Below are 19,769 nucleotides of genomic sequence, written 5' to 3' on the forward strand. Positions count from 1 at the left end.
ACCCCCGAGGCCGCCTCGGTGCCTCCACCGCCGGCTCGGGCGGGGTGACCCGGTCGGCGGACGCGCGGTCTTCGAGCGGTAGGTCGCCACCGGCCGGGCCCTAGCGCACCTCCTCCCGGGGAGCAAGGGTGGTTGCGCTGTCGGCGCTGTGCTGTACGTTGTGACCACGCTCACTCGGAAGGCAGATCGATGACCATTTCCAGACGGCAGATACTCGGTGGTGCAGGCTTCCTCGCAGCGGCGGCAGCGCTCAACGGCTGCGCGGGATTCTCGGGGGGCGGCGGGTCGGAGGGCGGCGACGACGGCGGGGAGAACACCCTCACGTTCACTACCTGGGGCAGCCCCGCCGAGGAGGAGGGTTTCCGCCGCGGCATCGCCGCCTTCGAGGCCGCGAACTCGGGCACGAAGGTCGAGCTCGACCTCGTCCCCTACGAGCAGATCTTCTCGAACATCGACGCCCAGCTGCAGGCCGGCACGGCTCCGGACCTCTTCCGCGTGGACTACGGCACCATCGGCGCCTACAGCAGCCAGGACCAGCTCCTCGACCTCGGCAGCTACTTCGACACCGCCGCCGGCGAGGAGTTCCTCCCCGCGATGTGGCAGGCCGTCCAGTTCGACGGCAAGCCCTACGGCGTGCCCCACCAGACGGACACCTCGGCCGTCGTGTACCGCACGGACCTCTTCGAGCAGGCGGGCATCGGCAGTGTCCCGGACAGCCTCGACTCCGCCTGGACCTGGGACGAGTTCCGCCAGGTCGCGGAGCAGCTCCGCGGGTCCCTCCCCGACGACCTCTTCCCCTTCGTCTACAACTGGCAGCTGGGCGGGTCCACCCGCTGGTTGAGCTGGCTGTTCCAGGCGGGGGGACGGCTCTTCGACGAGAACCTGACCGGATCCGCGATCGAGTCCGATGCCGGCGCGAAGGCCCTCGCGTTCACGCAGGGGTTCTTCACCGACGGCCTGGTGCCTCCGAGCAGCTCGGTGAAGTCCTCGACCTACGCCGACAATGCGTTCTCGGCCGGCACCACCGCCATGGCCTTCGTCGGCAACTTCGTGCTCCCGAGCCTCGACGAGGCCATCACCGACTTCGAGTGGGGGGCCACCTACCTGCCACGCGATCAGCGAGGCGCCTGCGATCTCGGTGGCAACGCCCTCGTGGCCACGAAGAACGCACGCAATCCCGACCTCGCCGCGGAGTTCCTGAAATTCATGACGCAACCGGACCAGATGTCCGATTTCTGTGCCCGCGCGATGGAGCTGCCCACCCTGACCAGCCTGGTGGACGCCGACCTCGACTACCAGACGCGGCCCGACATCGCGGGCATCTTCGTGGAGCAGGCGACGACGCTCGAACCGGGTGACGTCCAGCAGCTCACCTCCCCCGCCATGGCGACCATCAACCCGAAGCTCCGCGACCAGCTGGAGGCCGCGTTCGTCCAGGGCCAGCCGGTCGAGGAGACGCTGGCGAACATCGCGGCAGCAGTCGACGAGGCAGCCGGCTGATGTCCGCCGGCACGTCGGCGCGCGAGGAGTCGACCGGCAGGACCGATCCACCCGCCTCCCCGGCCGCCACCTATGCCGCGAGGACCCGGCGGGTGTCGTCGCGGCAGCGCGCCACCCTGGCCTCCTACGGCTTCCTTGGCCCGAACCTCGTCCTGCTCGGGATCTTCCTGTTCCTCCCCCTGGGCTGGGCCTTCCTGATCAGCTTCCAGGAATCCAGCGGTTTCGGCGCCAGCGGATGGGTGGGGCTCGCGAACTACCAACGCCTTATCGCGGACCCCACATTCTGGCAGTCCGCCCTGAACACCGCGGTCTTCACGCTGATCACGGTGCCGCTCAGCCTCGCCCTCGGGCTGGGCCTCGCCGTCCTCATGAACTCCGTCCTTCCCGGGCGGAGGCTGTTCCGCACCCTCATCTACCTGCCCATGGTCATCTCGGGCGTGGCGACGGCCCTGATGGGCGTCCTGCTGTTCGACGAGGCCACCGGGATCGTCAACAAGCTCCTGCGCGACGGCGGGCTCGCCGTCATCCCGTGGCAGTCGCAGGGGTCGGCCGCGTTCGCGTCGATCATCCTCGTGACCCTGTGGATCCGAGTCGGCTTCAACATGGTCATCTACCTGGCCGCCCTGCAGGGCATCTCGCCCGAGCTCTACGAAGCCGCACGCCTCGAGGGGGCGGGCCCGTGGCAGCAGTTCCGCTACCTGACGGTGCCGCTCGTGGGACCGTCCACGTTCTTCCTGCTGATCATGGACGTCATCTACTCCTTCCAGGTCTTCGACACGATCTTCGTGATGACCGGCGGTGGCCCGGGACGCTCGACGTCGGTGCTGGTCACCTATGCCTACGAGAACGGCTTCGTCACGCGCGACCAGAGTTACGCGGCGGCGATCGGCATCGTCATCTTCCTGCTCACCCTTCTCTTCACGGCGATCCAGTGGCGCGGCAACCGCTCCCGCGACACTGCCGGATAGCCCCGGACCACCAGGACAGGACCCCCCCATGGCCCGACCACTCCCGCTCCAGGACGACGGCGCGCGCACCGCCGCAGCGAGGACCGACGACGCTCCGGGCGGCTTCGTACCGCGTGTCAGACATGTACCGCCGGCCCAGCGTGTGGCCGCAGCCGCCCGCCTGGTCACGGCGGTCGCCGTCGGGCTGGTGATGATGTTCCCGCTCTACTGGATGGTCACGCTCGCCTTCTCGCCGAACGCCGACGTCTTCAGCAGGGAGCTGCACATCTGGCCGTCCTCGTGGAGCCTCGACAACTTCCGCACGGTCTTCGGCAGCTTCCCCACGGCAACCTGGTTCGGGAACTCCGTGGTCATCACCGCGTTCGTCACGGTCCTCACCGTCACGGTGAACCTGCTCGCGGGCTACGCCTTCGCCAAGCTGGACTTCCGCGGCAAGGGCGCGATCTTCCTGCTCGTCCTGAGCACCATGATGATCCCGGTCCAGGTGCTGATGGTGGCGCAGTTCCGCCTCGTGACGCAGCTCGGCATCTACGGGACCTTCTGGGCCGTCATCCTCCCGTCGGCGGCGTCGGCGTTCGGTATCTTCCTGGCACGCCAGTTCATCATCGCCATCCCGGACGAGCTCATCGAAGCGGCGAAGGTCGACGGCGCCGGGACCCTCCGGATCTTCCTGCAGATCGTCCTGCCGCTCTGCAAGCCGCTCATCGCCGTCCTGGTCCTGCTCACCGTCATGTACCAGTGGAACGACTTCGCCTGGCCGCTGATCGCACTGAAGGACAGCGAGCTCTTCACGCTGCCCATCGGCCTCCTGTACCTGCGGGGCCAGTACGGGGCGGACTACGGCGCCATCATGGCGCTGGCGCTGGTCTCCATCACGCCGATCGTCATCATGTTCCTCGCGTTCCAGAAGTACTTCGTGCAGGGGCTGGCCCGGAGCGGCATCCGCTAGTCGTGCGGACGCCGCCTGCCTGGGCGCCGAGGTCCGCACGGGGTCACCAGCGGCGGAAGCCGCCCTCCGTACTCAGGACCTGGCCCACCATCCAGCGGCCCTCGTCCCCGAGCAGCCAGGCGATGAGCCGTGCCGGATCGTCGGGCTCGCCGAAGCGCCCGGACGGGCAGTGCCGGAGGACCTGCTGCAGCACCTCGGCAGGCCGGTCCGCGGTGTTCTCGTCGAGGTACCCGGTGTTGACCGGGCCGGGGTTGACGGTGTTGAGCAGGATGCGCCGGTCAACGAGGTCGTCGGCGACCGACGCCGTCAGCCCGGCGAGCGCCGCCTTGGACGCGGCGTAGGCGATCTCGCCGGGCATCGGACCGGCGACCTGCCCGGACGTCAGCCAGATAACGCGGCCACCCTCCCTGCCGTCGTGCTGGTCCGCGAAGTACCTGGTGGCCAGGATCGTGGCGCGTGTGTTGACCTGCCAGTGCGCGTCGAGGTCCTCCCAGGAGATGTCACCGAGCCGGCCGTCGCCCCCGCTCCTCGCATGGTTGCACACGAGCCCGTCGAGGTGTCCGAGCGCGTCCCGTGCCTCGGCGATGAGCCGTTCGCCGCCGTCGGGCCGGGAGAGGTCGATACTCGCGTGGGCGAGCCGCGCGTCGTCCTGCAGCAGGCCGCGGATCCCCGCGACGACGAGGTCGACGTCGTCCGCGCCCCACGGCTGCTCGGCGTCGTGCGGAGCGTAGGAATGCAGGAACAGGCTCGCGCCCATGCCCGCGAGGCGGGACGCGACGGCGTAGCCGATGCCCCTGCGTCGGCTCACCCCGGTGACGACGAAGGTACGACCGGACAGGGCACGGGTGGACTCCATGGCTCCCAGCCTAGGGGTGCGCCCGTTCGCTAGGCTGGGAGCATCATCCACCCCGATTCCGCCCCCAGGAGATCAATGCGCCGCATCCCCCGCTGCCCGGCACTGGTCGCCGGATGCTGCAGCGTGCTGCTCGGACTGGCCGCATGCGGCCTGGGGCCGGTGCTGGGCGTCCTCGATCGGGACCAGACGGACCAGGACGTCCTCACCATCCGGACGGATCTCGACGGCATCGACCTCTCGACCACCCGCTTCCTCGCCGAACGCGACGGTGTCGAGTACTTCGCAGCCAGGCCGACGGCCGGCACCGGCAGCGACGACATAGCCTGCCTCCTCGTCGAGGAGGGCATCGGGGTCGGTCTGGAATGCGCGCCGCTCGTACCCGGGAGCGCAGGCGCCACGATCCGCGACAGCAGGGCCACCGTGGTGCTGCTGCCGGACGACATCGATCGGAATGCGCTGACCGACGAGGGCTTCGAATTGCTGCACCCCAACCTCGCACTCCGTGCGGCGGATGCCGGCTAGGCACCGACGGCGTCCGGCGCCCCGATGCGGAACAAAGAGTGGACACCGCCGTCCGCGTCCCGCCAGCATGGGAGGAACAGCACAGGACCTGCAGGAGGAATCATGGCAGTTGCAGAGGACGACGGCGGCGAACTGATCGTCGGTGACGTGACACGGACGGGGGGCCGGGCCCTGGCGGTCGGGCTGTCCCCCTCGCCCGACGACCAGGGCAGGCCGACCATCAGCGTGGGCTGGATGGAGCAGGGCGATCGCCTCCAGCTCACGGTCGACGAGGCAGTGGCCCTGCGGGACGAGCTGACGCGCATCATCCGGGACGCCGGCGGTACCGGCGCCTAGGGCAGGGCGGCCAGGGGCGCCCGCCACGTCCCGATCGGATCGTGCGGCCTACGCCTGGACCTGCGTCTCCCCCACGAGGATCCTGTGGTTCTGCTCACACTGGAAGACGGCGAGGGTCCCGTCGGGCACCGGCCCCTCCGCCGGCCATTGGTCCTCGCTCAGTTCGATCAGGGCCGATCCGCAGCTGGGGCATCGTGCTTCCATAGGGCGGGTCCTTTCCGTGCATCAGGTCCGCGACATGCCCACGCATCCGCGAAGACCCCAGTACACACCGCTTGCCTGTCCTGCGCCACCACCGGCCGTCGCGACTCCGCCGGATGGACACCGGCAACGCCAGGGCTCAACCGTTCCGCCGGAGGACGCGCCGGGCCCCGGCGCCGACCAGCCCCGCCGCAGCGAGGCAGACGAGGACGGCAACCCAGGGGAACGGCGGCCTGCCGGCGACGTACCGCGTGGAGGGGTCCTCGCCGGAGCGCATGATCGGCAGCAGCTCGACGGCGTGGGAGGCCCGCGCCAGTGCCGAACTGATCCGGTGGAGCGCGGGGACGAGGCTCCCGGGAGCGCCGAGGAGCGCGTGGTCCACGGCATCACGTCCCCGGTCGAGGACGGACAGCGGCAGGGCGGCGACGACGTTGCCGGGCGGGCGCCGTGCCACCACGGGGTGGGCCCGCGTCGGCGCGATGCGCCGCACCACCTCCCACAGGACGCCGAGCACCTGCAGCTCCCGGCGGGAGACCCGGGCCTGCAGCCGGGGGAAGAGGGAGTCCTCCTCGTCACGGACGTCGTCGTCGAGCACCTCGGCGAGCCGCCCGAGGACATCCGCCCGTTCGGTGGAGCCGTCCGGGAGTCCTTCGAGCTTCTGCACCAGCTCGTTGACCTCCTGGTGCTCGCGCTCCACCTCCAGCGTGAGCTCGCCGCCGTCGGGCAGGACCCTGCGCATCACGGGCCACAGGACGGATTCCTCCGCGAACGCGTGGGGGAACACCAGCCGGTAGATGTCGAGCAGCACGTCGGCCTGGGTCTCGCCGGACGTCCCGCGCAGCTGCTCGAGCAACGCGCTCAGCCTCACGTGGTCCCGCTTCTGGCGGACGAGCACGCTGAGCGGCCCACCGAGCTGTTCGGTGGTCTGGTCTGCAACCGAGGTGTACACGGAGTCTCCCTGGGGCCGTACGGAAGGCGGTGCCGGGATGGCACCCCTCCCATCTCTACCCGCCCGCCGCCGTCGGGAACAGGAGCGCGCTCCCCTGTCGCCGCCGATGTCCGGTGCCTATAATCGGGCGTGCTCCCCGGTGAGAGTCCGGGCCCGTGGTCCGGCCCTCGCTGGTCGCACGGGTGCCGCTGCCCCTCCCCCGACGACGGCGGCCGGCCCGCCCGGGGCGGCCGTAACGAGCACCACGAAAGGACACCGCAGCCCCATGGACCTCGTGGAACAGGCAGAGGCCCTGTACGTCCTGCCGCTCGATCGATTCACGGAGGCCCGGAACACCGCGGCGAAGGAAGCAACCGGGGAGGGCGCCAGGGACCTCGCTGCGACCCTGCGGAAGCTACCCAAGCCGGCCGCGGCGGCCTGGCTCGTCAACGTCCTCGTCGATCGCCGGCGCAACGAGGTGGAGCAGGTGCTCGAGCTCGGTGCCTCGCTCAGGGAGGCGCAGGACAGCCTCGACCGTGCCCAACTGAACGCGTTGGGCCAGCAGCGACAGCGCCTCCTCACCGCCGTCGCGCGGCAGTCCCTCGATGCCGCCGCGGAGATCGGGCACACCATCGGCCCCGCAGCCCTGCCCGGCGTCGAGCAGACCCTGCGGGCCGCCCTCGCGGATCCTGCGGCGGCTGCGGCGGTACTCACCGGCCGGCTCGTCCGGACGCTCGAGGTCACCGGCTGGGATCCCGTGGACCTCGAGGGCGCGGTGGCCGGCCCCTTCACTCCACCCGCGGACGGGGAGACGACGGCGACGGACGACGCGACCGACACGGGCGCCGCGGGCCCGTGTCACCGGACGCCGGAGCCGACCGCGGTCCCTGCACGCCGGCGGAAGGAAGCCGACGCGCGGTTCGCGGCCGCTCAGCACGAGCGGATGGAGGCCGAGGAGGCAGCGGCGGGGCTGCAGCAGAAATCCCGGCGGCTCGTCGTGCGGCGCGATGGGCTGACGGCCTCCATCGAGGATCTCGAGGAACGCCTCGACGCACTCCGCCGGGAGATCACCGACGTCGACGCCGAGGCGGCTGCCCTCGATCGGGAGGCGGCGTCCGCCGACCGCGCCCTCGCGCGGGCGACGAAGGCGGAAGAGGCCGCCGCGGCTCAGGTCCGCGCCCTGAGCCCCTGAACGGCTCCCTCGCCGGCCCGGGCAACGGCGTAGGCTAGAACCGAGATCAGGAGTATCCGCCAGGCCGAGGGAAGAGCTGTGACCGAGCAGGAAGTACTGAGCGACGTCAATGACGAGCTGTTCTCCCTCCTGACCGAGACGGCGGGTATCCAGGAGTTCCTCGACGAGTTCGCCGTCATGGCGGCGGAGCGGCTCTCCGGAGCGGTTCCCGTATCCTGTGCCATCACGCTCGTCCGGCGTCGGAAAGCCGGCACCCTGGCAGCGAGCGACGCCGTCGCACGGCAGGCCGACGAGTTCCAGAACCGTTTCCACGAGGGCCCGTGCCTCGAGGCCGCCATGACGGAACGCTCGGTGTACTGCCCGGACACCGTCCGGGATGCGCGCTGGCCCGTGTACCTCGAGCGGCTCGACACCCGCCGGGTCCGATCGATCCTGGGTGTCTCGTTCGCCCTGGAGGACAGCGGACGTGCGGCTCTCAATCTGTACGCCGCCCAGCCCGATGCCTTTCCATCGGCAGCCATCAAGGCCGCCGAAGCGCTGGCCGAGGCGGCGTCGTCGTCGCTGCGGTTCGCCGTGCGCGCCGCGTCGGCGGACGACGAGAACCACAACCTGGAAGCGGCGCTCGCCTCCCGACAGACCATCAACACCGCGGTCGGGATCATCATGTTCCAGAACAAGTGCTCCCAGGCCGACGCCATGGCGATCCTGCAACGGGCCGCCAGCAGCCGGAACATGAAGCTCCGACTGGTCGCCGAACGCGTCGTGAATTCCGCCACCCAACACCCCTGACCGGAGACGCACCGCTCGTGTCGATGATCCCGGCGCTCAGTCGAAGTGCGTGCTGACCGGCGCATCGACCGTGCTCGTGAGGACACTCGAGGCAAGATCGCGGAGCTTCATGTTGCGGGAACTCGAGGCTGCACGCGGGATCTCGATCGCCTCCTCCTGGCCGCACCGGTTCTGCGCCATGATGATTCCCGCTGCCAGGTCGATGGTCGTGCGTGACTCCATGGCCGCGGCGAGGTGCTCCGCCCGCTCCGTGAGCCGCGCGAGGCGGAGAGCGAGGCGCAGGGGCGTGGACGCCTCCGCGGCGAAGTGTTCCGCCCGCTCCACCTTCTCCTCGGGGAACGCACCCGGCTCGCGGGAATAGTAGGTGACCGCGACACTCTCCGGCCCGTCCAGCGGGACGGGGACACCGAGGCTGGAGCGGATGCCGCGCTGCAGGGCCGCGGAGGCGTAGAGCGGGAAGGTGCCGTCAGCGGCGAAGTCCAGCACATCTACGGTCCGGCCCGTGGCTGCCGCCCTCATGCAGGGGCCGTCGTCGAACCGGTACTGGATGTCCGCGAGTCGGCGGGCCGTCTGGCAGCTGCTCGCTATGGTGGCCTTGCTCCGGGGACGCAGGAGGGTGACGCTGGTCAGGGTCTCGGAATGCTCGTCCGAGAGCACGGCCGCCGCGGCACCCACGAGCCCGTCGAGGAACTCGTCGAGGCCGGCGCTCACCACCAGCAGGTCCTGGAGCAGGCTCCTTGCATCCGTTCCGGGCAGGAAGTCCAACGCCTCGCCCATGACATGTCCCCCTTGCACTGCAACGCCCTTGAGGCGGGCGCGACGATCAGGAAGCTGCTGGCTGCTGAACAACTACCGACAATGCTAGCGAGTGGAGCGGCGTGAGGACAGACGCAGAGGACGAGATCGACCTGACCGACGAAGCATCGGGTATCGGGGCCGGGCAATTTGCCTCGCTTCCACCCGTTGACTATCTTTGACGTGTCCAGAAGTGGGCACGGCATAGTGCCGGCATGGCCGGCACCTGGACATCCCGAGGCTTATCTTGCACTCAGAGCCCAATCTCAACGAACTGGCCGTGGTCTTCGGCCGCGTCCGTGGCCTCCTCCTCACCGAAGAGACCGTGCAGCACGCTGTCGACCTGCTCGCCGAAGCTGCACGCGACCTCATCCCCGGCGCGGTCGGGGCCGGCGTGTCCCTGATCCACCGCGGGGAGCGCACGAGCACCGGCGCCACCGATACCCTGGTCCGCCGCGCCGACGAACTGCAGTACGAGTTCTCCGAGGGTCCCTGCCTCACCGCCTGGTCCAGGAGCGCACCCGTCCGCGCGGACGACACCACCGCCGCCGACCAGCTGTGGCCGCGATGGGCCGAGGCCGCCGCCGCCATGGGGGTGCGGTCCTGCCAGAGCGTGCCCCTGATCCAGGGCAGCACGACAATCGGGGCCATGAAGGTGTACTCCACCCGGGCCGGCGCCTTCGACGAGGCCACCGAGCGCGCGCTGATGCGTTTCGCCGTTCCTGCCGCGGCCCTCCTCAGTCACGTCCAGACGACGGAGACTCCGCGCCAGATCCGGTCGGAACTGGCGACCGCCCTGCAGATGCGCGACCGCATCGGCATGGCGAAGGGCATCCTGATGGCCCAGCTCGGCATCGACGACCGCAGCGCGTTCCGTGAGCTGGTCTCCCGGGCGGAGCAGGCCAGGCGCTCCGTCGCGGACGTCGCGCTCGAGCTGACCGGCGGCACGGCGCACACCCCCTGATCCTTGCGGCTCAGTTCCTCGTCGCGTCGCGGCGGCGCGCTTCCTCGGCGTGGCGAGAGCGACCGATCTCCTGCTGGGCACGGCGGACGAAGGAGCGGAGGAACCGCTGCTTCTCCCCCGGGAAGGGTTGGGGACGCTGGTCGAGGATGCAGAAGGTGCCGATGTTCCAGCCGCCGGGGCCCTGGAGCGGGTGGCCCGCGTAGAACCTCAGGTACGGTTCGTCGACGACGAGCGGGTGGTCGCTGAAGCGGCCGTCCGCATGGGTGTCGGTAACCACCAGCGGATACGCCGTCCGGATCGTCTCGTCGCAGAAGGCCTCCCTCCGCGGCAGGTGCCGACGGAGTGGCCCGATCGAGGACTTCAGGTGCTGGTGGTCCGCGCCGATCACGGACACGCTCGCGGAGCTCACGCCGAAGGCGTCCCGCGCCTCCTCCACCAGGGCGTCGAGCACGGGGACAGGACCGCTGTGCACCAGGCCTGTCGCGGCGAGGGACTTCAACCGCTCGCCCTCCGCCTCGTCGTCGGTGAGCAACCATGCTGCGGCGGCGCTGATCCCGGGGCCGTCGGTGCCTCCGTCCACGACGGGCGGGAGCACGTAGGGTACGAGGCTGGGAAGCTGCCGGTCCCAGAGCATCTCGTTGATCGCGTGCGCGAGGATGTCACGCTCGAGGGCCGGCAGGCGTGCCCCGCCCTTGAGGAAGAGGTCGATCCGTGCCTCCCCGAGGTGGCCGCCGTTGCCGCAGTAGTGGAGCCACACCTGGTCGAGGGGGAGGTTGCACAGCGACAGCGCGTCGAGCATACTCTGTCGCTGGACCCGGTCCACTCCATGTCCTTCGGCTCGTCCACGTCCGCCGACGGAATAGTCAGCATGCTTACCGTTTTACGGTACCGGAGGTTCGCCGGAAGGGAAACCCTCCGGCAGGGTTCAGTCCCCCGCGGGGTCAGCGCAGACCCGCGGCCGGTCCCACGAGCGTCACGATGTTGCCCAGCAGTGCGGCGTTGAAGTCGACGCCCAGCTGGTTGGGGATGGTCACGAGCAGCGTGTCGGCGGCCTGGACGGCGGCGTCGGCGGCGAGTTGTTCCGCGATGACGTCCGGCGCTCCGATGTAGCTGCGGCCGAACCGCGACCTCGCGCCGTCGAGGATCCCCACCTGATCCGTCGACTCCCGCTGGGCGCGGATGCCGAAGTAGTACTCGTCCGCCTCGCTCACGATGGGCAAAATGCTGCGGCTCACCGAGACCCTCGGCCTCCAGGCATGTCCGGCGTCCGCCCATGCCTTGCGGAAGATGTCGATCTGCTCGGCCTGGAGTTCGTCGAACGGGACACCGGTGTCCTCGGTGAGGAGCGTGGAACTCATGAGGTTCATGCCCTGCTCCCCCGCCCACTGCGCGGTGGCCCGGGTACCGGAACCCCACCAGATGCGCTCCGGCAGCCCGGGCGAGAGGGGGTCGATCGGCAGCCTGCCCGGGCTGCCGGTCATGCGGGGATTGGCGTCGGCGACACCGTGCCCTGCGATCGCGCGCCGGAACAACGCGGCCTTGTCGCGCGCGAGGTCCGCGTCCGTGGTTCCCTCCGCCGGCACGTAGCCGAAGGTCCGTGAGCCGTCGAGCGCGGTCTCGGGAGACCCACGGCTGATGCCGAGCTGCAGTCGCCGGTTGCTGATGAGGTCGGTGACCGCGGCTTCCTCCGCCATGTACAGCGGGTTCTCGTAGCGCATGTCGATCACGCCCGTGCCGAGCTCGATGGTCTTCGTCCTCGCGGCCATGGCTGCGAGCACGGGGAACGGCGCCGAGTACTGCGGCGCGAAGTGGTGGACACGCATGTACGCGCCGTCGACGCCGAGCTCCTCCGCCGCCACCGCCAGTTCGACGGCCTGCACCAGTGATTCCTGCGCGGTGGGCACCAGGGAGCCGCGCACGTCCTGGTAGTGGCCGAAGGACAGGAATCCGATCTTCTTCATATCCCGTGCAGCGTTTCGGGAGGGCTCGGCATTCCCGCCCGTCGGCGTCGGGCCCGTCCAGGCGCGGGCCCGCCTAGTCGAGCGGACCAGGCCGGGAGGTGGCGGGGGCGAGCCCGCGCACCAGGACGACGGCGGTCAGTGCGCCCGCCGCCATGATCGCTGCGAGGACCACGATCTGGAAGCGTCCTGCCTCGAGCGGCGAGATCCCCCCGAAGATCGCACCGACGAAGGCACCCGGGAGCGTGACCAGGCCCGTGGTCCTGGTCTGGTCGGTGGACGGGATGAGGGCCTCGTACACCGCGGTGCGGGCCAGCTCCAGGGTCGCCCTCCTCGGCGTCGCCCCGAGCGCGAGCCAGCCTTCCACCTCGTCCCATCGCTCGAGGGTCGATCGGTGGAGCCGCCGGCCGGCGAGCGTCGCGATGGACATCGTGTTGCCGATGACGATCCCGCCGAGGGCCAGGAGATAGCGCGGCTCCGCGAGGATCGCTCCCGTGGCGAACACGATGGCGAGGGTCACGGTGACGCCCAGGGCCATGCCGGAGGCCACGACGGCGAGGTGCGCGCGGGTGAACCCGATGCGGCGTGTGGCGGTTCCGGTGGCGACGGCGAACATGACGAGCAGCGCGCAGGCCACCCACAGCGGATCCGTGATGACTCCGCCCAGGACGAGGCTGATGAGCCCCAGCTGCACCGCCCCGCGCAGGACGGCGAGCGCGGGAGCGAACCGATGGGGAGACCGCGACCAGGTGAGGACACCGAGGGTGACGGCCATGAGGAGCACAACGGCGCCCGCGGTCGGGGCGAGGGCGAGGAGGGTGGCTCCGACGGCGGTCACGGATTCAGCGTATCCACCGGACGCGACTGCCCGCGCTGCCTTGTCCCGCGGGCTGATCCCGACCCGCGTCGGCGCAGCGTGCAACACTCGCACCATGACGATCCCCATCACGGCCTTTGCCCACGTCCGCCTCACGGTCACGGACATCGACACCTCACGTGCCTTCTACGATGCCCTCTTCGGCCTGCCCATTGCGTTCGAGGTGCCCGAGGGCGCCGACGAGGAGACGCGTGAGGGCCTCGGGTTCCTCTACGGCGGCGTGATCTACAGACTGGGAGGCAGCCTGCTGGGACTGCGACCTGTGGCCGACGACCGCTTCAGCGAGAACCGCGTGGGCCTCGATCACGTCGCCTTCGCCGTCGACGGCCGCCCCGTGCTCGACGACGCGGCGGCGCAGCTCGATGCCATGGGCATCGCACACGGCGGGGTCAAGGACATCGGTGCGGGCTACATCCTGGAGTTCCGGGACCCGGACAACATCGCCCTCGAACTCTTCGCCGCCACGGCTTAGCGCACCCGGCTCGACGCAGCCCGACCGGGTCGTTCCCCAGGGCAGCATCCGCGTGGCTGTCCGACTGCTTGGGAATGGCTCGGCAGGACCTCGGGTCGGTGGGCCGGAGGACCGGACATCGGGGTCATGCCGGGCTCAGTACCTGTCCGCTCGCCCCCGATTCGGGGGAGGGTGGCGGATGGGATCATGAGGCACGGAAGCAGCCGGCGCGGGGCCACCCGTCAGCCTTCCCACGCCCGGCACGACGACGGCGGGCCTCCCCTTCCGGAGGAACCCGCCGTCGTCCTGTGGAACAGGCGTTCCGCGTCGTGACGCGGGTGCCGCAGCGTCAGGCCAGCTTGACGGCCAGGACGTTGCAGCGGGCCGAGAGCAGGATGGTCTGCGCCGTCGAACCCATGATCAGCTTGCCCACCGGTGTCCGGTGCCGCAGCCCGATCACGATCAGGTCAGCATCCAGTTCCTCCGCCGTCTCCACGACCTCCTCGGCCGCCGTGGCCTCGGAGATGCTGTGACGTACCGAGTACGGGACACCTGTGGACCGGAGCATGCCCTCGAGCTTCGAGACGTCCTCCGAGTCGGCGTAGGCGGGGTTGACGAGGCGGTCGGCGCGCGTGGTGTTGATGACCACGAGCTCGGCGTCCCGGCGTCGGGCCTCCTCCACCGCCTCGGCGACGGCGGCATCGCCCAGGGCGTTGGGCACGTAGCCCACAACGATCGTGCTCATCGGTCAGGATCCTCTCGGGTGGTCGTCGTCGGGGCAACGGCGGCCTCTGGGGCTGCCGTGGAACTGCGGACGACGTCGGATGCGTCGGCGTTCGCCGCGACCATCGCCTCGAACTGGCGCTGGCGGCGCTTCAGCAGGAAGGACAGCGCGAAGATGATGATCAGGACGACGTAGATGATGGCCGCGACGGGTGACTGCACGAGCGCCACGGGATCGCCCTGCGAGATCGCGAGCGACCTGCGCAGCTGGCTCTCGAAGATGGGTCCGAGGATCAGGCCCACCACCATCGGCGCGATCGGGTAGCCGAAGCGCCTCATGAAGAATCCGAGGATGCCGACGATCAGCAGGATGATCACGTCGATCGGGGTGAAGTTCACCGAGAACGCACCCAGCACGGCGAACACCAGGATGCCCGCGTACAGGTAGGGCCGCGGGATCTGGAGGATCTTGACCCAGATGCCCACGAGCGGGAGGTTCAGCACGAGCAGCATCAGGTTGCCGACGTAGAGGCTCGCGATGAGCGCCCACACGAGCGCGCTGTTCGATTCGAAGAGCTGCGGGCCCACGGGGATCTGGTACCGCTGGAAGGCCACGAGCATCATGGCGGCGGTCGCTGTCGTCGGGATGCCGAGAGTCAGCAGGGGCACCAGGACGCCGGCTGCAGCCGCGTTGTTCGCGGCTTCAGGACCCGCGACGCCCTCGATGGCACCCTTGCCGAACTGCTTCTTGTTCTCGCCCTTGGCGAGCTTGCGCTCCGAGGCGTAGGACAGGAAGGTCGCGACGTCTGCTCCACCGGCGGGGATGGTGCCGACGGGGAAGCCGATCAGGGTTCCCCGGAGCCATGGCTTCCAGGAGCGGCGGAGATCGTCCTTGCGGAGCCAGCTCGTCCAGCCGCCGGTCACCGGGATGACCTTGATGGGGCCGTGCCGGAGGCGGGAGGCCACGTACAGCGCCTCGCCGACGGCGAAGAGCGCCACCGCCACGAGGACGACGTCGATCCCGTCCGCCAGGAAGGGGCTGCCGAAGGTGTAGCGCTGCTGGGCGGTGAGCGAGTCGAAGCCCACGAGCGCAATGAAGAGGCCGAGGCCGAGGGACGCGAGGCCGCGCAGCACGGACGAACCGAGGAGTGCGCCGACCGTCAGGAACGCCACGACCATCAGGGCCACGTACTCCACGGGGCCGATCTGCACCGCGAAGGCCGCCACGTACGGAGCGACGAAGCTGAGCAGGACGGTGGCGATGGTGCCGGCGACGAACGAGCCGACCGCCGCCGTCGCCAGCGCTGCCGCTCCCCTGCCGGCCTTGGCCATCTTGTTGCCCTCGAGCGCCGTGACGATCGAGGACGACTCGCCGGGCGTGTTGAGCAGGATGGACGTGGTCGACCCGCCGTACATGCCGCCGTAGTAGATGCCGGCGAAGACGATGATCGCCGCCGTCGGTTCCAGGCTGTACGTGATGGGCATGAGCAGCGCGACGGTCATCGCCGGGCCGATGCCCGGGAGGACGCCGACGGCGGTGCCGACGAGCACGCCGCCGAGCGCGAAGAGCAGGTAGATGGGTTGCATCGCCGTGGCGAAGCCCTCCATCAGCATGAAGAAGTTATCCACCGAAGACACCGAACCCTTCGAGGAAGCCGGGGGGCAGCGAGACGCCGAGCAGTCCGCCGAAGACGAACTGCAGCACCAGTGCCAGGACGATGGCGGTGACGAGGTTGCGCCACCAGGGGCGGGCCCCGAGGGACCAGGCTGCTCCGAAGAACAGGAAGGCGGCGGCGACGGGCCAGCCGAGCGGAACGATGAGGAAGGCGTGGACCAGCACGAACGCTGCGAGCTTGCCGACGGTCAGCCAGTCGGTCTTCGCCTCGAGGTCCACGTCCTCGCCCTCGTCGGCTGCTCCACGATGGCCGCGGAGGATCTGGATCACCAGGCCGACGCCGACGGCGACGAGCAGTGCCGATACGGCGAACGGGAAGGCGCGCGGCCCGATGTCGCTGGCCGACGGCGGGGTCTGGATGCCGGCGCCGGCCACGAAGCCGACCACACCGATGCTGACGATGATGAGCGCGAAGATCAGCTCACCGATCGGCCTGCCGGGAGCGGCGGCCGTGCCGCTCCCGGGGGCGTTCTCCACGGAGGTACTCATGGGCTACAGCAGTCCGATGTCGGTGAGGGTCGTCTTGACGCTGGCGATGTCCTCGTCGAGGAAGGACTGGAACTCGTCGCCGGACAGGAAGGCGTCCGACCAGTTGTTCTCCTCGAGGGTGGCCTTCCAGGTGTCGGTCTCGTGCAGGTCGGTGACCAGCTGGGTCAGCTTGTCCGCCTGGGCGTCGTCGATGTTCCCGGGAGCGACGACGCCGCGCCAGTTGGTGAGCACGAGGTCCACGCCCTCCTCGGTGAGGGTCGGGGTGTCGGGCAGCTGCGGCGCGGCCTCCTCACCGGAGACGGCGAGGGCGCGGAGCTTGCCGGAGTTGACCTGCTCCGCGTACTCGCCGACACCCGAGATACCGGCGTTCACCTTGTTGCCGAGCAGTGCCGCGAGGGACTCGCCGCCGCCGGAGTACGGGATGTAGTTCAGGTTGTCGGGCGTGATGCCCGCTTCCTTGAGGACGGAGCCGGCGAGGATGTGGTCAGCACCGCCGGCCGAGCCGCCCGTGATGGAGACGCCCTGACCCTTGGCCTCGATGTCGTCGAGCAGGTCCTGGATGGTCTGGTACGGGGAGTCCGCGGGGACCACGATCACGAGGGGTTCCTCGGTCAGGCGGGCGATCGGCGTGGTGTCCTCGATGCGGTTGGCCGCATTGTTGGTCTCCACGGCACCCACCATCACGTATCCCATGACCATGAGGGTGTTGGGGTCCGTCTCGGTGGCGAGCTGCGCGAGGCCGTTGGTACCGCCGGCGCCGCCCACGTTGACCACGGACGCATTGCCCACGAGTTCGTTCTCCTTGAGGTCGGTCTCCATGGCCCGGCCGGTCTGGTCCCAGCCTCCACCGGGATCGGCGGGAACCACGATCTGGAGCTTCTCGATGGCACCGTCCGCCTCGTCGGAGGTGGTGCTCTGCGTCATCGAGCTGCAGGCCGAGAGGGCCAGGGCGGAGACGAGGGCGAGGGTTGTGAGGGTCGAACGGCGCGCCGTTGTGCGATCGATCGTCATGATCTTCTCTTCCTTGAGATTCGAGTGCGAGATGTGATGCGGGTCACCACTGCTGTCCTCAGGGTAGGAAGGCGGCCGATCGGCGGTAAAGAATGCGGTCGTAGTGCTCGTATTGGTCTTTGTGGTCACGGCGGCTCCTCCGGCGGCCGGGGGCGCCATGATGTGACGCGACACGGCGTGTCACACTATGAGGATGATCCGAACGATGTCGCTCCGATCGCAGCTGTTCCTCCTGCAGTTGGCCATCGTGCTCGTCATCGTCGCCGTGGCGGGTTCCACCGCCGTCGCCATGCAGCGCCTGCAGATCCGGGAGCAGTACCAGGGCCGGATGGTCGGCGTCGCCCAGTCGGTCGCCCAGCTGCCCTCGGTGGTCGAGGCCTTCGACCAGCCGGATCCCAGCGCCACGATCCAGCCCATCGCCGATCTCATCCGGCAGTCCACGGGCGTGACCTACGTCGTCGTCACGGACGAGGAGGGCATCCGCTACTCGCACCCGAACCCGGACCTCATCGGGGAGCCCGTCTCCACCGATCCGTCCATCCCCCTCTCCGGGGACATCTTCGTGGGCACCCAGACCGGGACGCTCGGCAAGTCCTGGCGTGTGAAGGTACCCATCTACGACGGCGCCGGCAGCATCATCGGCACGGCGTCCGTCGGCACACTGGAGTCGGAGCTAGACGCCGACCTCTACGAGGACCTCCCGCGCCTCCTGGCCTGGCTGATCGTGGCCGCACTCGTGGGGTCCGCCGGCGCGATCTGGATCTCCCGCCTCGTATGGCGTCGCATCTACCGCCTGGAACCCGAGCAGATCGCCTCCCTCCTCGAGACCCGCGACGCCATGATCCACGGCATCAGCGAGGGCATGGTCGCCGTCGACGAGCACCACCGGATCGCGCTCCTCAACGACGAGGCCAAGAGGCTCCTGAACCTCGACGACGCCGCCACGGGCCAGTTGGCCGACGACGTCATGGAACCCGCCCTCGCGCGGCTCCTCGTCGATCCCGCCGACACCGACGAGACCGTGCTGTCCGGCGAGCGCGTCCTCCTCGCCCGCACGTCCGACGCCCTGGTGGACGGCACGCGCGTGGGCCGCGTCATGATCCTCCGTGACCGCACCGAGCTGTACCAGCTGCTCACCGACCTCGACGGCGAGCGCGACGTCACGCAGGCGCTCCGGGCGCAGGCGCACGAGTTCGCCAACCGCATGCACACCATCTCGGGCCTGCTCGAACTGGGCCGCACCGAACAGGCCGTGGACTTCATCTCGCGCTCCGGCCACGGCGGTTCGCTCGTGTCGGGATCGATCGCCCCGGGCATCCAGGACCCCGACGCTGCGAGCCTGCTCATGACGAAGAGCACCATCGCCGCGGAGAAGGGCATCACGCTCTCGATCGACGACACCTCGACGCTCCAGCCGGACGGCACCACGGACGTCGTGACCGTGCTCGGCATCCTGATCGACAACGCCATGGAAGCCGTCGCAGGCAGCGGGCGCCCCGACGGCCGGGTGGTCGTCCAGGTGGACACGGACGACGACGCCGTGCGCATCACGGTCTCCGACAACGGCCCCGGCGTGGCGCCAGCGCACATCGACGGCATCTTCTCCTCCGGCTACTCCACGAAGGACGGGGGCTCCACCGGGACGCGCGGCTTCGGCCTCGCGCTCGTGGACCGCATCGCGCGCCGCCGCTCCGGGCACGTCGTCGTCGACGACTCCGACCTCGGCGGCGCGGAGTTCACCGTCTGGCTCGCGCCGTCGCTCGCCGGCACCCCCCGCACCACGCTGCAGGTGCCATGACCGGCGCGACTCCCCCCGCGGCACCGCGCAGGAAGCAGCCCCCGATCCCCACCCTGGTCGTGGACGATGACCACCAGGTCGCCGGGATCCACACCGGGTTCCTCCTCGCCCACGGCGCGTTCGAGGTCGTCGGGGCCGCGCACACCGGTGCCCGTGCACTCGAACTCGCCGACGAGCTGAGGCCGCGGCTCGTCCTGCTCGACATCCACCTCCCGGACATGACGGGCATCGAGGTGCTCCGTGCGCTGCGCAACCGGCCGGGCGAACCCGTCGACGTCATCGCGATCACGGCCGCCCGCGAACTCGAGACCGTGCGCGCCGCGGTGGCCGGCGGCGTGCTGCACTACCTCGTGAAGCCCTTCAACGCGGCCGTGCTCAACGAGCGCCTGGATTCGTACGTCGCGTACCGCGCCGACCTCGAGGACCACGCGGCGGACGGGTCGGCATCGCTGGACCAGGGCAGGATCGATCAGCTCCTCCGGACGACCGCCCCGGGCGGCGCCGCCGTCGGCAGTGCGGCCACCGCAACAGTCACGACCCCGAAGGGCCTCTCGGCGCCGACACTCGACGCGGTGATGCGGGACCTGCGCAGCCAGGGCCGCGGTACGTCGGCCTCCGACGTCGCGGACAGGCTCGGCATGGCCCGCGTCAGCGCGCGGCGGTACCTCGAGTTCCTGGTGTCCCGGGGCCAGGCGAGGATCGTTCCGCAGTACGGCTCGGCCGGGCGGCCGGAGAAGTTCTACGTCTGGACGGACGGGGCGCCGCGCGGTTGAGGAATAACCCCGGG

Annotated in this window: 22 protein-coding genes; 11 read left to right on the forward strand and 11 right to left on the reverse strand. The window is 69.9% G+C overall.

Features of this window, described 5'->3' with window-relative positions; genetic code table 11:
• The first annotated feature begins 189 nt into the window (after positions 1 to 189).
• From ACX80L_RS06450 to ACX80L_RS06460, 3 genes are read left to right on the forward strand one after another with little or no spacing between them, the layout of a single operon-like run.
• Positions 190 to 1,500 carry an ABC transporter substrate-binding protein gene (locus tag ACX80L_RS06450; protein ID WP_459288428.1) on the forward strand — a complete coding sequence of 437 codons (1,311 nt, stop codon included), beginning with the start codon at positions 190 to 192 and terminating at the stop codon, positions 1,498 to 1,500.
• Positions 1,500 to 2,468 carry a carbohydrate ABC transporter permease gene (locus tag ACX80L_RS06455; RefSeq protein WP_459288430.1) on the forward strand — a complete coding sequence of 323 codons (969 nt, stop codon included), beginning with the start codon at positions 1,500 to 1,502 and terminating at the stop codon, positions 2,466 to 2,468. The genes ACX80L_RS06450 and ACX80L_RS06455 overlap by 1 nt, the downstream gene beginning before the upstream one ends.
• Before the next feature lie 28 nt (positions 2,469 to 2,496).
• Positions 2,497 to 3,417 carry a carbohydrate ABC transporter permease gene (locus ACX80L_RS06460; protein WP_459288431.1) on the forward strand — a complete coding sequence of 307 codons (921 nt, stop codon included), beginning with the start codon at positions 2,497 to 2,499 and terminating at the stop codon, positions 3,415 to 3,417.
• Between the two features lie 43 nt (positions 3,418 to 3,460).
• Here ACX80L_RS06460 and ACX80L_RS06465 read toward each other — a convergent pair whose 3' ends face one another.
• Entirely contained in the window at positions 3,461 to 4,273 is an 813-nt protein-coding gene (locus ACX80L_RS06465; RefSeq protein ID WP_459288433.1) for an SDR family oxidoreductase, read from the reverse strand.
• 75 nt (positions 4,274 to 4,348) lie between these two features.
• On the opposite strand from ACX80L_RS06465, the gene ACX80L_RS06470 reads away from it, so the two are divergent.
• Both ACX80L_RS06470 and ACX80L_RS06475 read left to right on the forward strand, forming a co-directional pair.
• Positions 4,349 to 4,795 (forward strand): hypothetical protein, encoded by a 447-nt coding sequence (locus ACX80L_RS06470; RefSeq protein ID WP_133082680.1) that lies wholly within the window; start codon positions 4,349 to 4,351, stop codon positions 4,793 to 4,795.
• A gap of 102 nt (positions 4,796 to 4,897) precedes the next feature.
• Complete coding sequence (locus tag ACX80L_RS06475) at positions 4,898 to 5,131, forward strand: hypothetical protein (protein ID WP_133082679.1); 234 nt, start codon at positions 4,898 to 4,900, stop codon at positions 5,129 to 5,131.
• Positions 5,132 to 5,179: 48 nt separating this feature from the next.
• Here ACX80L_RS06475 and ACX80L_RS06480 read toward each other — a convergent pair whose 3' ends face one another.
• Together ACX80L_RS06480 and ACX80L_RS06485 are read right to left on the reverse strand one after the other, a co-directional pair.
• Entirely contained in the window at positions 5,180 to 5,335 is a 156-nt protein-coding gene (locus tag ACX80L_RS06480; protein ID WP_208739579.1) for a hypothetical protein, read from the reverse strand.
• Positions 5,336 to 5,471: 136 nt separating this feature from the next.
• Entirely contained in the window at positions 5,472 to 6,281 is an 810-nt protein-coding gene (locus ACX80L_RS06485; RefSeq protein ID WP_459288435.1) for a hemerythrin domain-containing protein, read from the reverse strand.
• A 265-nt stretch (positions 6,282 to 6,546) separates the two neighbouring features.
• On the opposite strand from ACX80L_RS06485, the gene ACX80L_RS06490 reads away from it, so the two are divergent.
• Positions 6,547 to 7,452 (forward strand): hypothetical protein, encoded by a 906-nt coding sequence (locus tag ACX80L_RS06490; protein WP_459288437.1) that lies wholly within the window; start codon positions 6,547 to 6,549, stop codon positions 7,450 to 7,452.
• A 78-nt stretch (positions 7,453 to 7,530) separates the two neighbouring features.
• Entirely contained in the window at positions 7,531 to 8,241 is a 711-nt protein-coding gene (locus tag ACX80L_RS06495; protein ID WP_459288438.1) for a GAF and ANTAR domain-containing protein, read from the forward strand.
• A gap of 36 nt (positions 8,242 to 8,277) precedes the next feature.
• Here the strand turns inward: ACX80L_RS06495 and ACX80L_RS06500 are convergent, their stop codons facing one another.
• On the reverse strand, positions 8,278 to 9,018 hold the full coding sequence (locus ACX80L_RS06500) for a GAF and ANTAR domain-containing protein (RefSeq protein ID WP_459288439.1): 741 nt from the start codon (positions 9,016 to 9,018) through the stop codon (positions 8,278 to 8,280).
• 265 nt (positions 9,019 to 9,283) lie between these two features.
• Between ACX80L_RS06500 and ACX80L_RS06505 the strand changes: the two genes are divergently transcribed.
• Positions 9,284 to 10,000 (forward strand): GAF and ANTAR domain-containing protein, encoded by a 717-nt coding sequence (locus ACX80L_RS06505; RefSeq protein WP_459288440.1) that lies wholly within the window; start codon positions 9,284 to 9,286, stop codon positions 9,998 to 10,000.
• A gap of 10 nt (positions 10,001 to 10,010) precedes the next feature.
• Here ACX80L_RS06505 and ACX80L_RS06510 read toward each other — a convergent pair whose 3' ends face one another.
• The 3 genes from ACX80L_RS06510 to ACX80L_RS06520 form a co-directional block, all read right to left on the reverse strand.
• The gene (locus ACX80L_RS06510) at positions 10,011 to 10,799 is read right to left on the reverse strand and encodes a GAF domain-containing protein (RefSeq protein WP_459288442.1); all 789 of its coding nucleotides are present in this window, start codon (positions 10,797 to 10,799) and stop codon (positions 10,011 to 10,013) included.
• Positions 10,800 to 10,941: 142 nt separating this feature from the next.
• Positions 10,942 to 11,961, reverse strand: a complete 1,020-nt coding sequence (locus ACX80L_RS06515; RefSeq protein ID WP_208739584.1) for an LLM class flavin-dependent oxidoreductase — start codon at positions 11,959 to 11,961, stop codon at positions 10,942 to 10,944.
• A 73-nt stretch (positions 11,962 to 12,034) separates the two neighbouring features.
• Positions 12,035 to 12,796 carry an ABC transporter permease gene (locus ACX80L_RS06520; RefSeq protein ID WP_459288444.1) on the reverse strand — a complete coding sequence of 254 codons (762 nt, stop codon included), beginning with the start codon at positions 12,794 to 12,796 and terminating at the stop codon, positions 12,035 to 12,037.
• A gap of 94 nt (positions 12,797 to 12,890) precedes the next feature.
• Here ACX80L_RS06520 and ACX80L_RS06525 point away from each other — a divergent pair, with 94 nt between their 5' ends.
• Complete coding sequence (locus ACX80L_RS06525) at positions 12,891 to 13,307, forward strand: VOC family protein (protein WP_459288446.1); 417 nt, start codon at positions 12,891 to 12,893, stop codon at positions 13,305 to 13,307.
• Positions 13,308 to 13,635: 328 nt separating this feature from the next.
• Here ACX80L_RS06525 and ACX80L_RS06530 read toward each other — a convergent pair whose 3' ends face one another.
• The 4 genes from ACX80L_RS06530 to ACX80L_RS06545 are packed head-to-tail and all read right to left on the reverse strand — an operon-like array spanning position 13,636 to position 17,184.
• Positions 13,636 to 14,031: a universal stress protein gene (locus ACX80L_RS06530; RefSeq protein WP_133082669.1), complete on the reverse strand. Its 396-nt coding sequence runs from the start codon at positions 14,029 to 14,031 to the stop codon at positions 13,636 to 13,638.
• A complete protein-coding gene (locus ACX80L_RS06535; protein WP_133082668.1) occupies positions 14,028 to 15,638 on the reverse strand; it encodes a tripartite tricarboxylate transporter permease in 1,611 nt (536 codons plus the stop codon). Before ACX80L_RS06535 ends, ACX80L_RS06530 begins: the two co-directional genes overlap by 4 nt.
• On the reverse strand, positions 15,631 to 16,173 hold the full coding sequence (locus tag ACX80L_RS06540) for a tripartite tricarboxylate transporter TctB family protein (RefSeq protein WP_208740456.1): 543 nt from the start codon (positions 16,171 to 16,173) through the stop codon (positions 15,631 to 15,633). The genes ACX80L_RS06535 and ACX80L_RS06540 overlap by 8 nt, the downstream gene beginning before the upstream one ends.
• A 3-nt stretch (positions 16,174 to 16,176) precedes the next feature.
• Positions 16,177 to 17,184, reverse strand: coding sequence for a tripartite tricarboxylate transporter substrate-binding protein (locus ACX80L_RS06545; RefSeq protein ID WP_133082666.1), 1,008 nt, complete (start codon positions 17,182 to 17,184; stop codon positions 16,177 to 16,179).
• Between the two features lie 193 nt (positions 17,185 to 17,377).
• Between ACX80L_RS06545 and ACX80L_RS06550 the strand changes: the two genes are divergently transcribed.
• Positions 17,378 to 18,982 carry an ATP-binding protein gene (locus tag ACX80L_RS06550; protein ID WP_208740458.1) on the forward strand — a complete coding sequence of 535 codons (1,605 nt, stop codon included), beginning with the start codon at positions 17,378 to 17,380 and terminating at the stop codon, positions 18,980 to 18,982.
• Positions 18,979 to 19,755 carry a response regulator gene (locus tag ACX80L_RS06555; RefSeq protein WP_208740459.1) on the forward strand — a complete coding sequence of 259 codons (777 nt, stop codon included), beginning with the start codon at positions 18,979 to 18,981 and terminating at the stop codon, positions 19,753 to 19,755. Before ACX80L_RS06550 ends, ACX80L_RS06555 begins: the two co-directional genes overlap by 4 nt.
• The last annotated feature ends 14 nt before the right edge of the window (positions 19,756 to 19,769 follow it).

This window comes from Arthrobacter sp. MDT1-48-3 (assembly GCF_054511015.1).

Excerpts from the sequence above, each read along its gene's own strand:
- ACX80L_RS06540 (WP_208740456.1), bottom strand. The coding sequence starts at position 16,173 with ATGAGTACCTCCGTGGAGAACGCCCCCGGGAGCGGCACGGCCGCCGCT.
- ACX80L_RS06470 (WP_133082680.1), top strand. The coding sequence starts at position 4,349 with ATGCGCCGCATCCCCCGCTGCCCGGCACTGGTCGCCGGATGCTGCAGC.
- ACX80L_RS06555 (WP_208740459.1), top strand. The coding sequence starts at position 18,979 with ATGACCGGCGCGACTCCCCCCGCGGCACCGCGCAGGAAGCAGCCCCCG.
- ACX80L_RS06490 (WP_459288437.1), top strand. The coding sequence starts at position 6,547 with ATGGACCTCGTGGAACAGGCAGAGGCCCTGTACGTCCTGCCGCTCGAT.
- ACX80L_RS06525 (WP_459288446.1), top strand. The coding sequence starts at position 12,891 with ATGACGATCCCCATCACGGCCTTTGCCCACGTCCGCCTCACGGTCACG.
- ACX80L_RS06480 (WP_208739579.1), bottom strand. The coding sequence starts at position 5,335 with ATGGAAGCACGATGCCCCAGCTGCGGATCGGCCCTGATCGAACTGAGC.
- ACX80L_RS06450 (WP_459288428.1), top strand. The coding sequence starts at position 190 with ATGACCATTTCCAGACGGCAGATACTCGGTGGTGCAGGCTTCCTCGCA.
- ACX80L_RS06545 (WP_133082666.1), bottom strand. The coding sequence starts at position 17,184 with ATGACGATCGATCGCACAACGGCGCGCCGTTCGACCCTCACAACCCTC.
- ACX80L_RS06455 (WP_459288430.1), top strand. The coding sequence starts at position 1,500 with ATGTCCGCCGGCACGTCGGCGCGCGAGGAGTCGACCGGCAGGACCGAT.
- ACX80L_RS06510 (WP_459288442.1), bottom strand. The coding sequence starts at position 10,799 with ATGCTCGACGCGCTGTCGCTGTGCAACCTCCCCCTCGACCAGGTGTGG.
- ACX80L_RS06500 (WP_459288439.1), bottom strand. The coding sequence starts at position 9,018 with ATGGGCGAGGCGTTGGACTTCCTGCCCGGAACGGATGCAAGGAGCCTG.
- ACX80L_RS06460 (WP_459288431.1), top strand. The coding sequence starts at position 2,497 with ATGGCCCGACCACTCCCGCTCCAGGACGACGGCGCGCGCACCGCCGCA.
- ACX80L_RS06465 (WP_459288433.1), bottom strand. The coding sequence starts at position 4,273 with ATGGAGTCCACCCGTGCCCTGTCCGGTCGTACCTTCGTCGTCACCGGG.
- ACX80L_RS06530 (WP_133082669.1), bottom strand. The coding sequence starts at position 14,031 with ATGAGCACGATCGTTGTGGGCTACGTGCCCAACGCCCTGGGCGATGCC.
- ACX80L_RS06515 (WP_208739584.1), bottom strand. The coding sequence starts at position 11,961 with ATGAAGAAGATCGGATTCCTGTCCTTCGGCCACTACCAGGACGTGCGC.
- ACX80L_RS06550 (WP_208740458.1), top strand. The coding sequence starts at position 17,378 with ATGATCCGAACGATGTCGCTCCGATCGCAGCTGTTCCTCCTGCAGTTG.
- ACX80L_RS06475 (WP_133082679.1), top strand. The coding sequence starts at position 4,898 with ATGGCAGTTGCAGAGGACGACGGCGGCGAACTGATCGTCGGTGACGTG.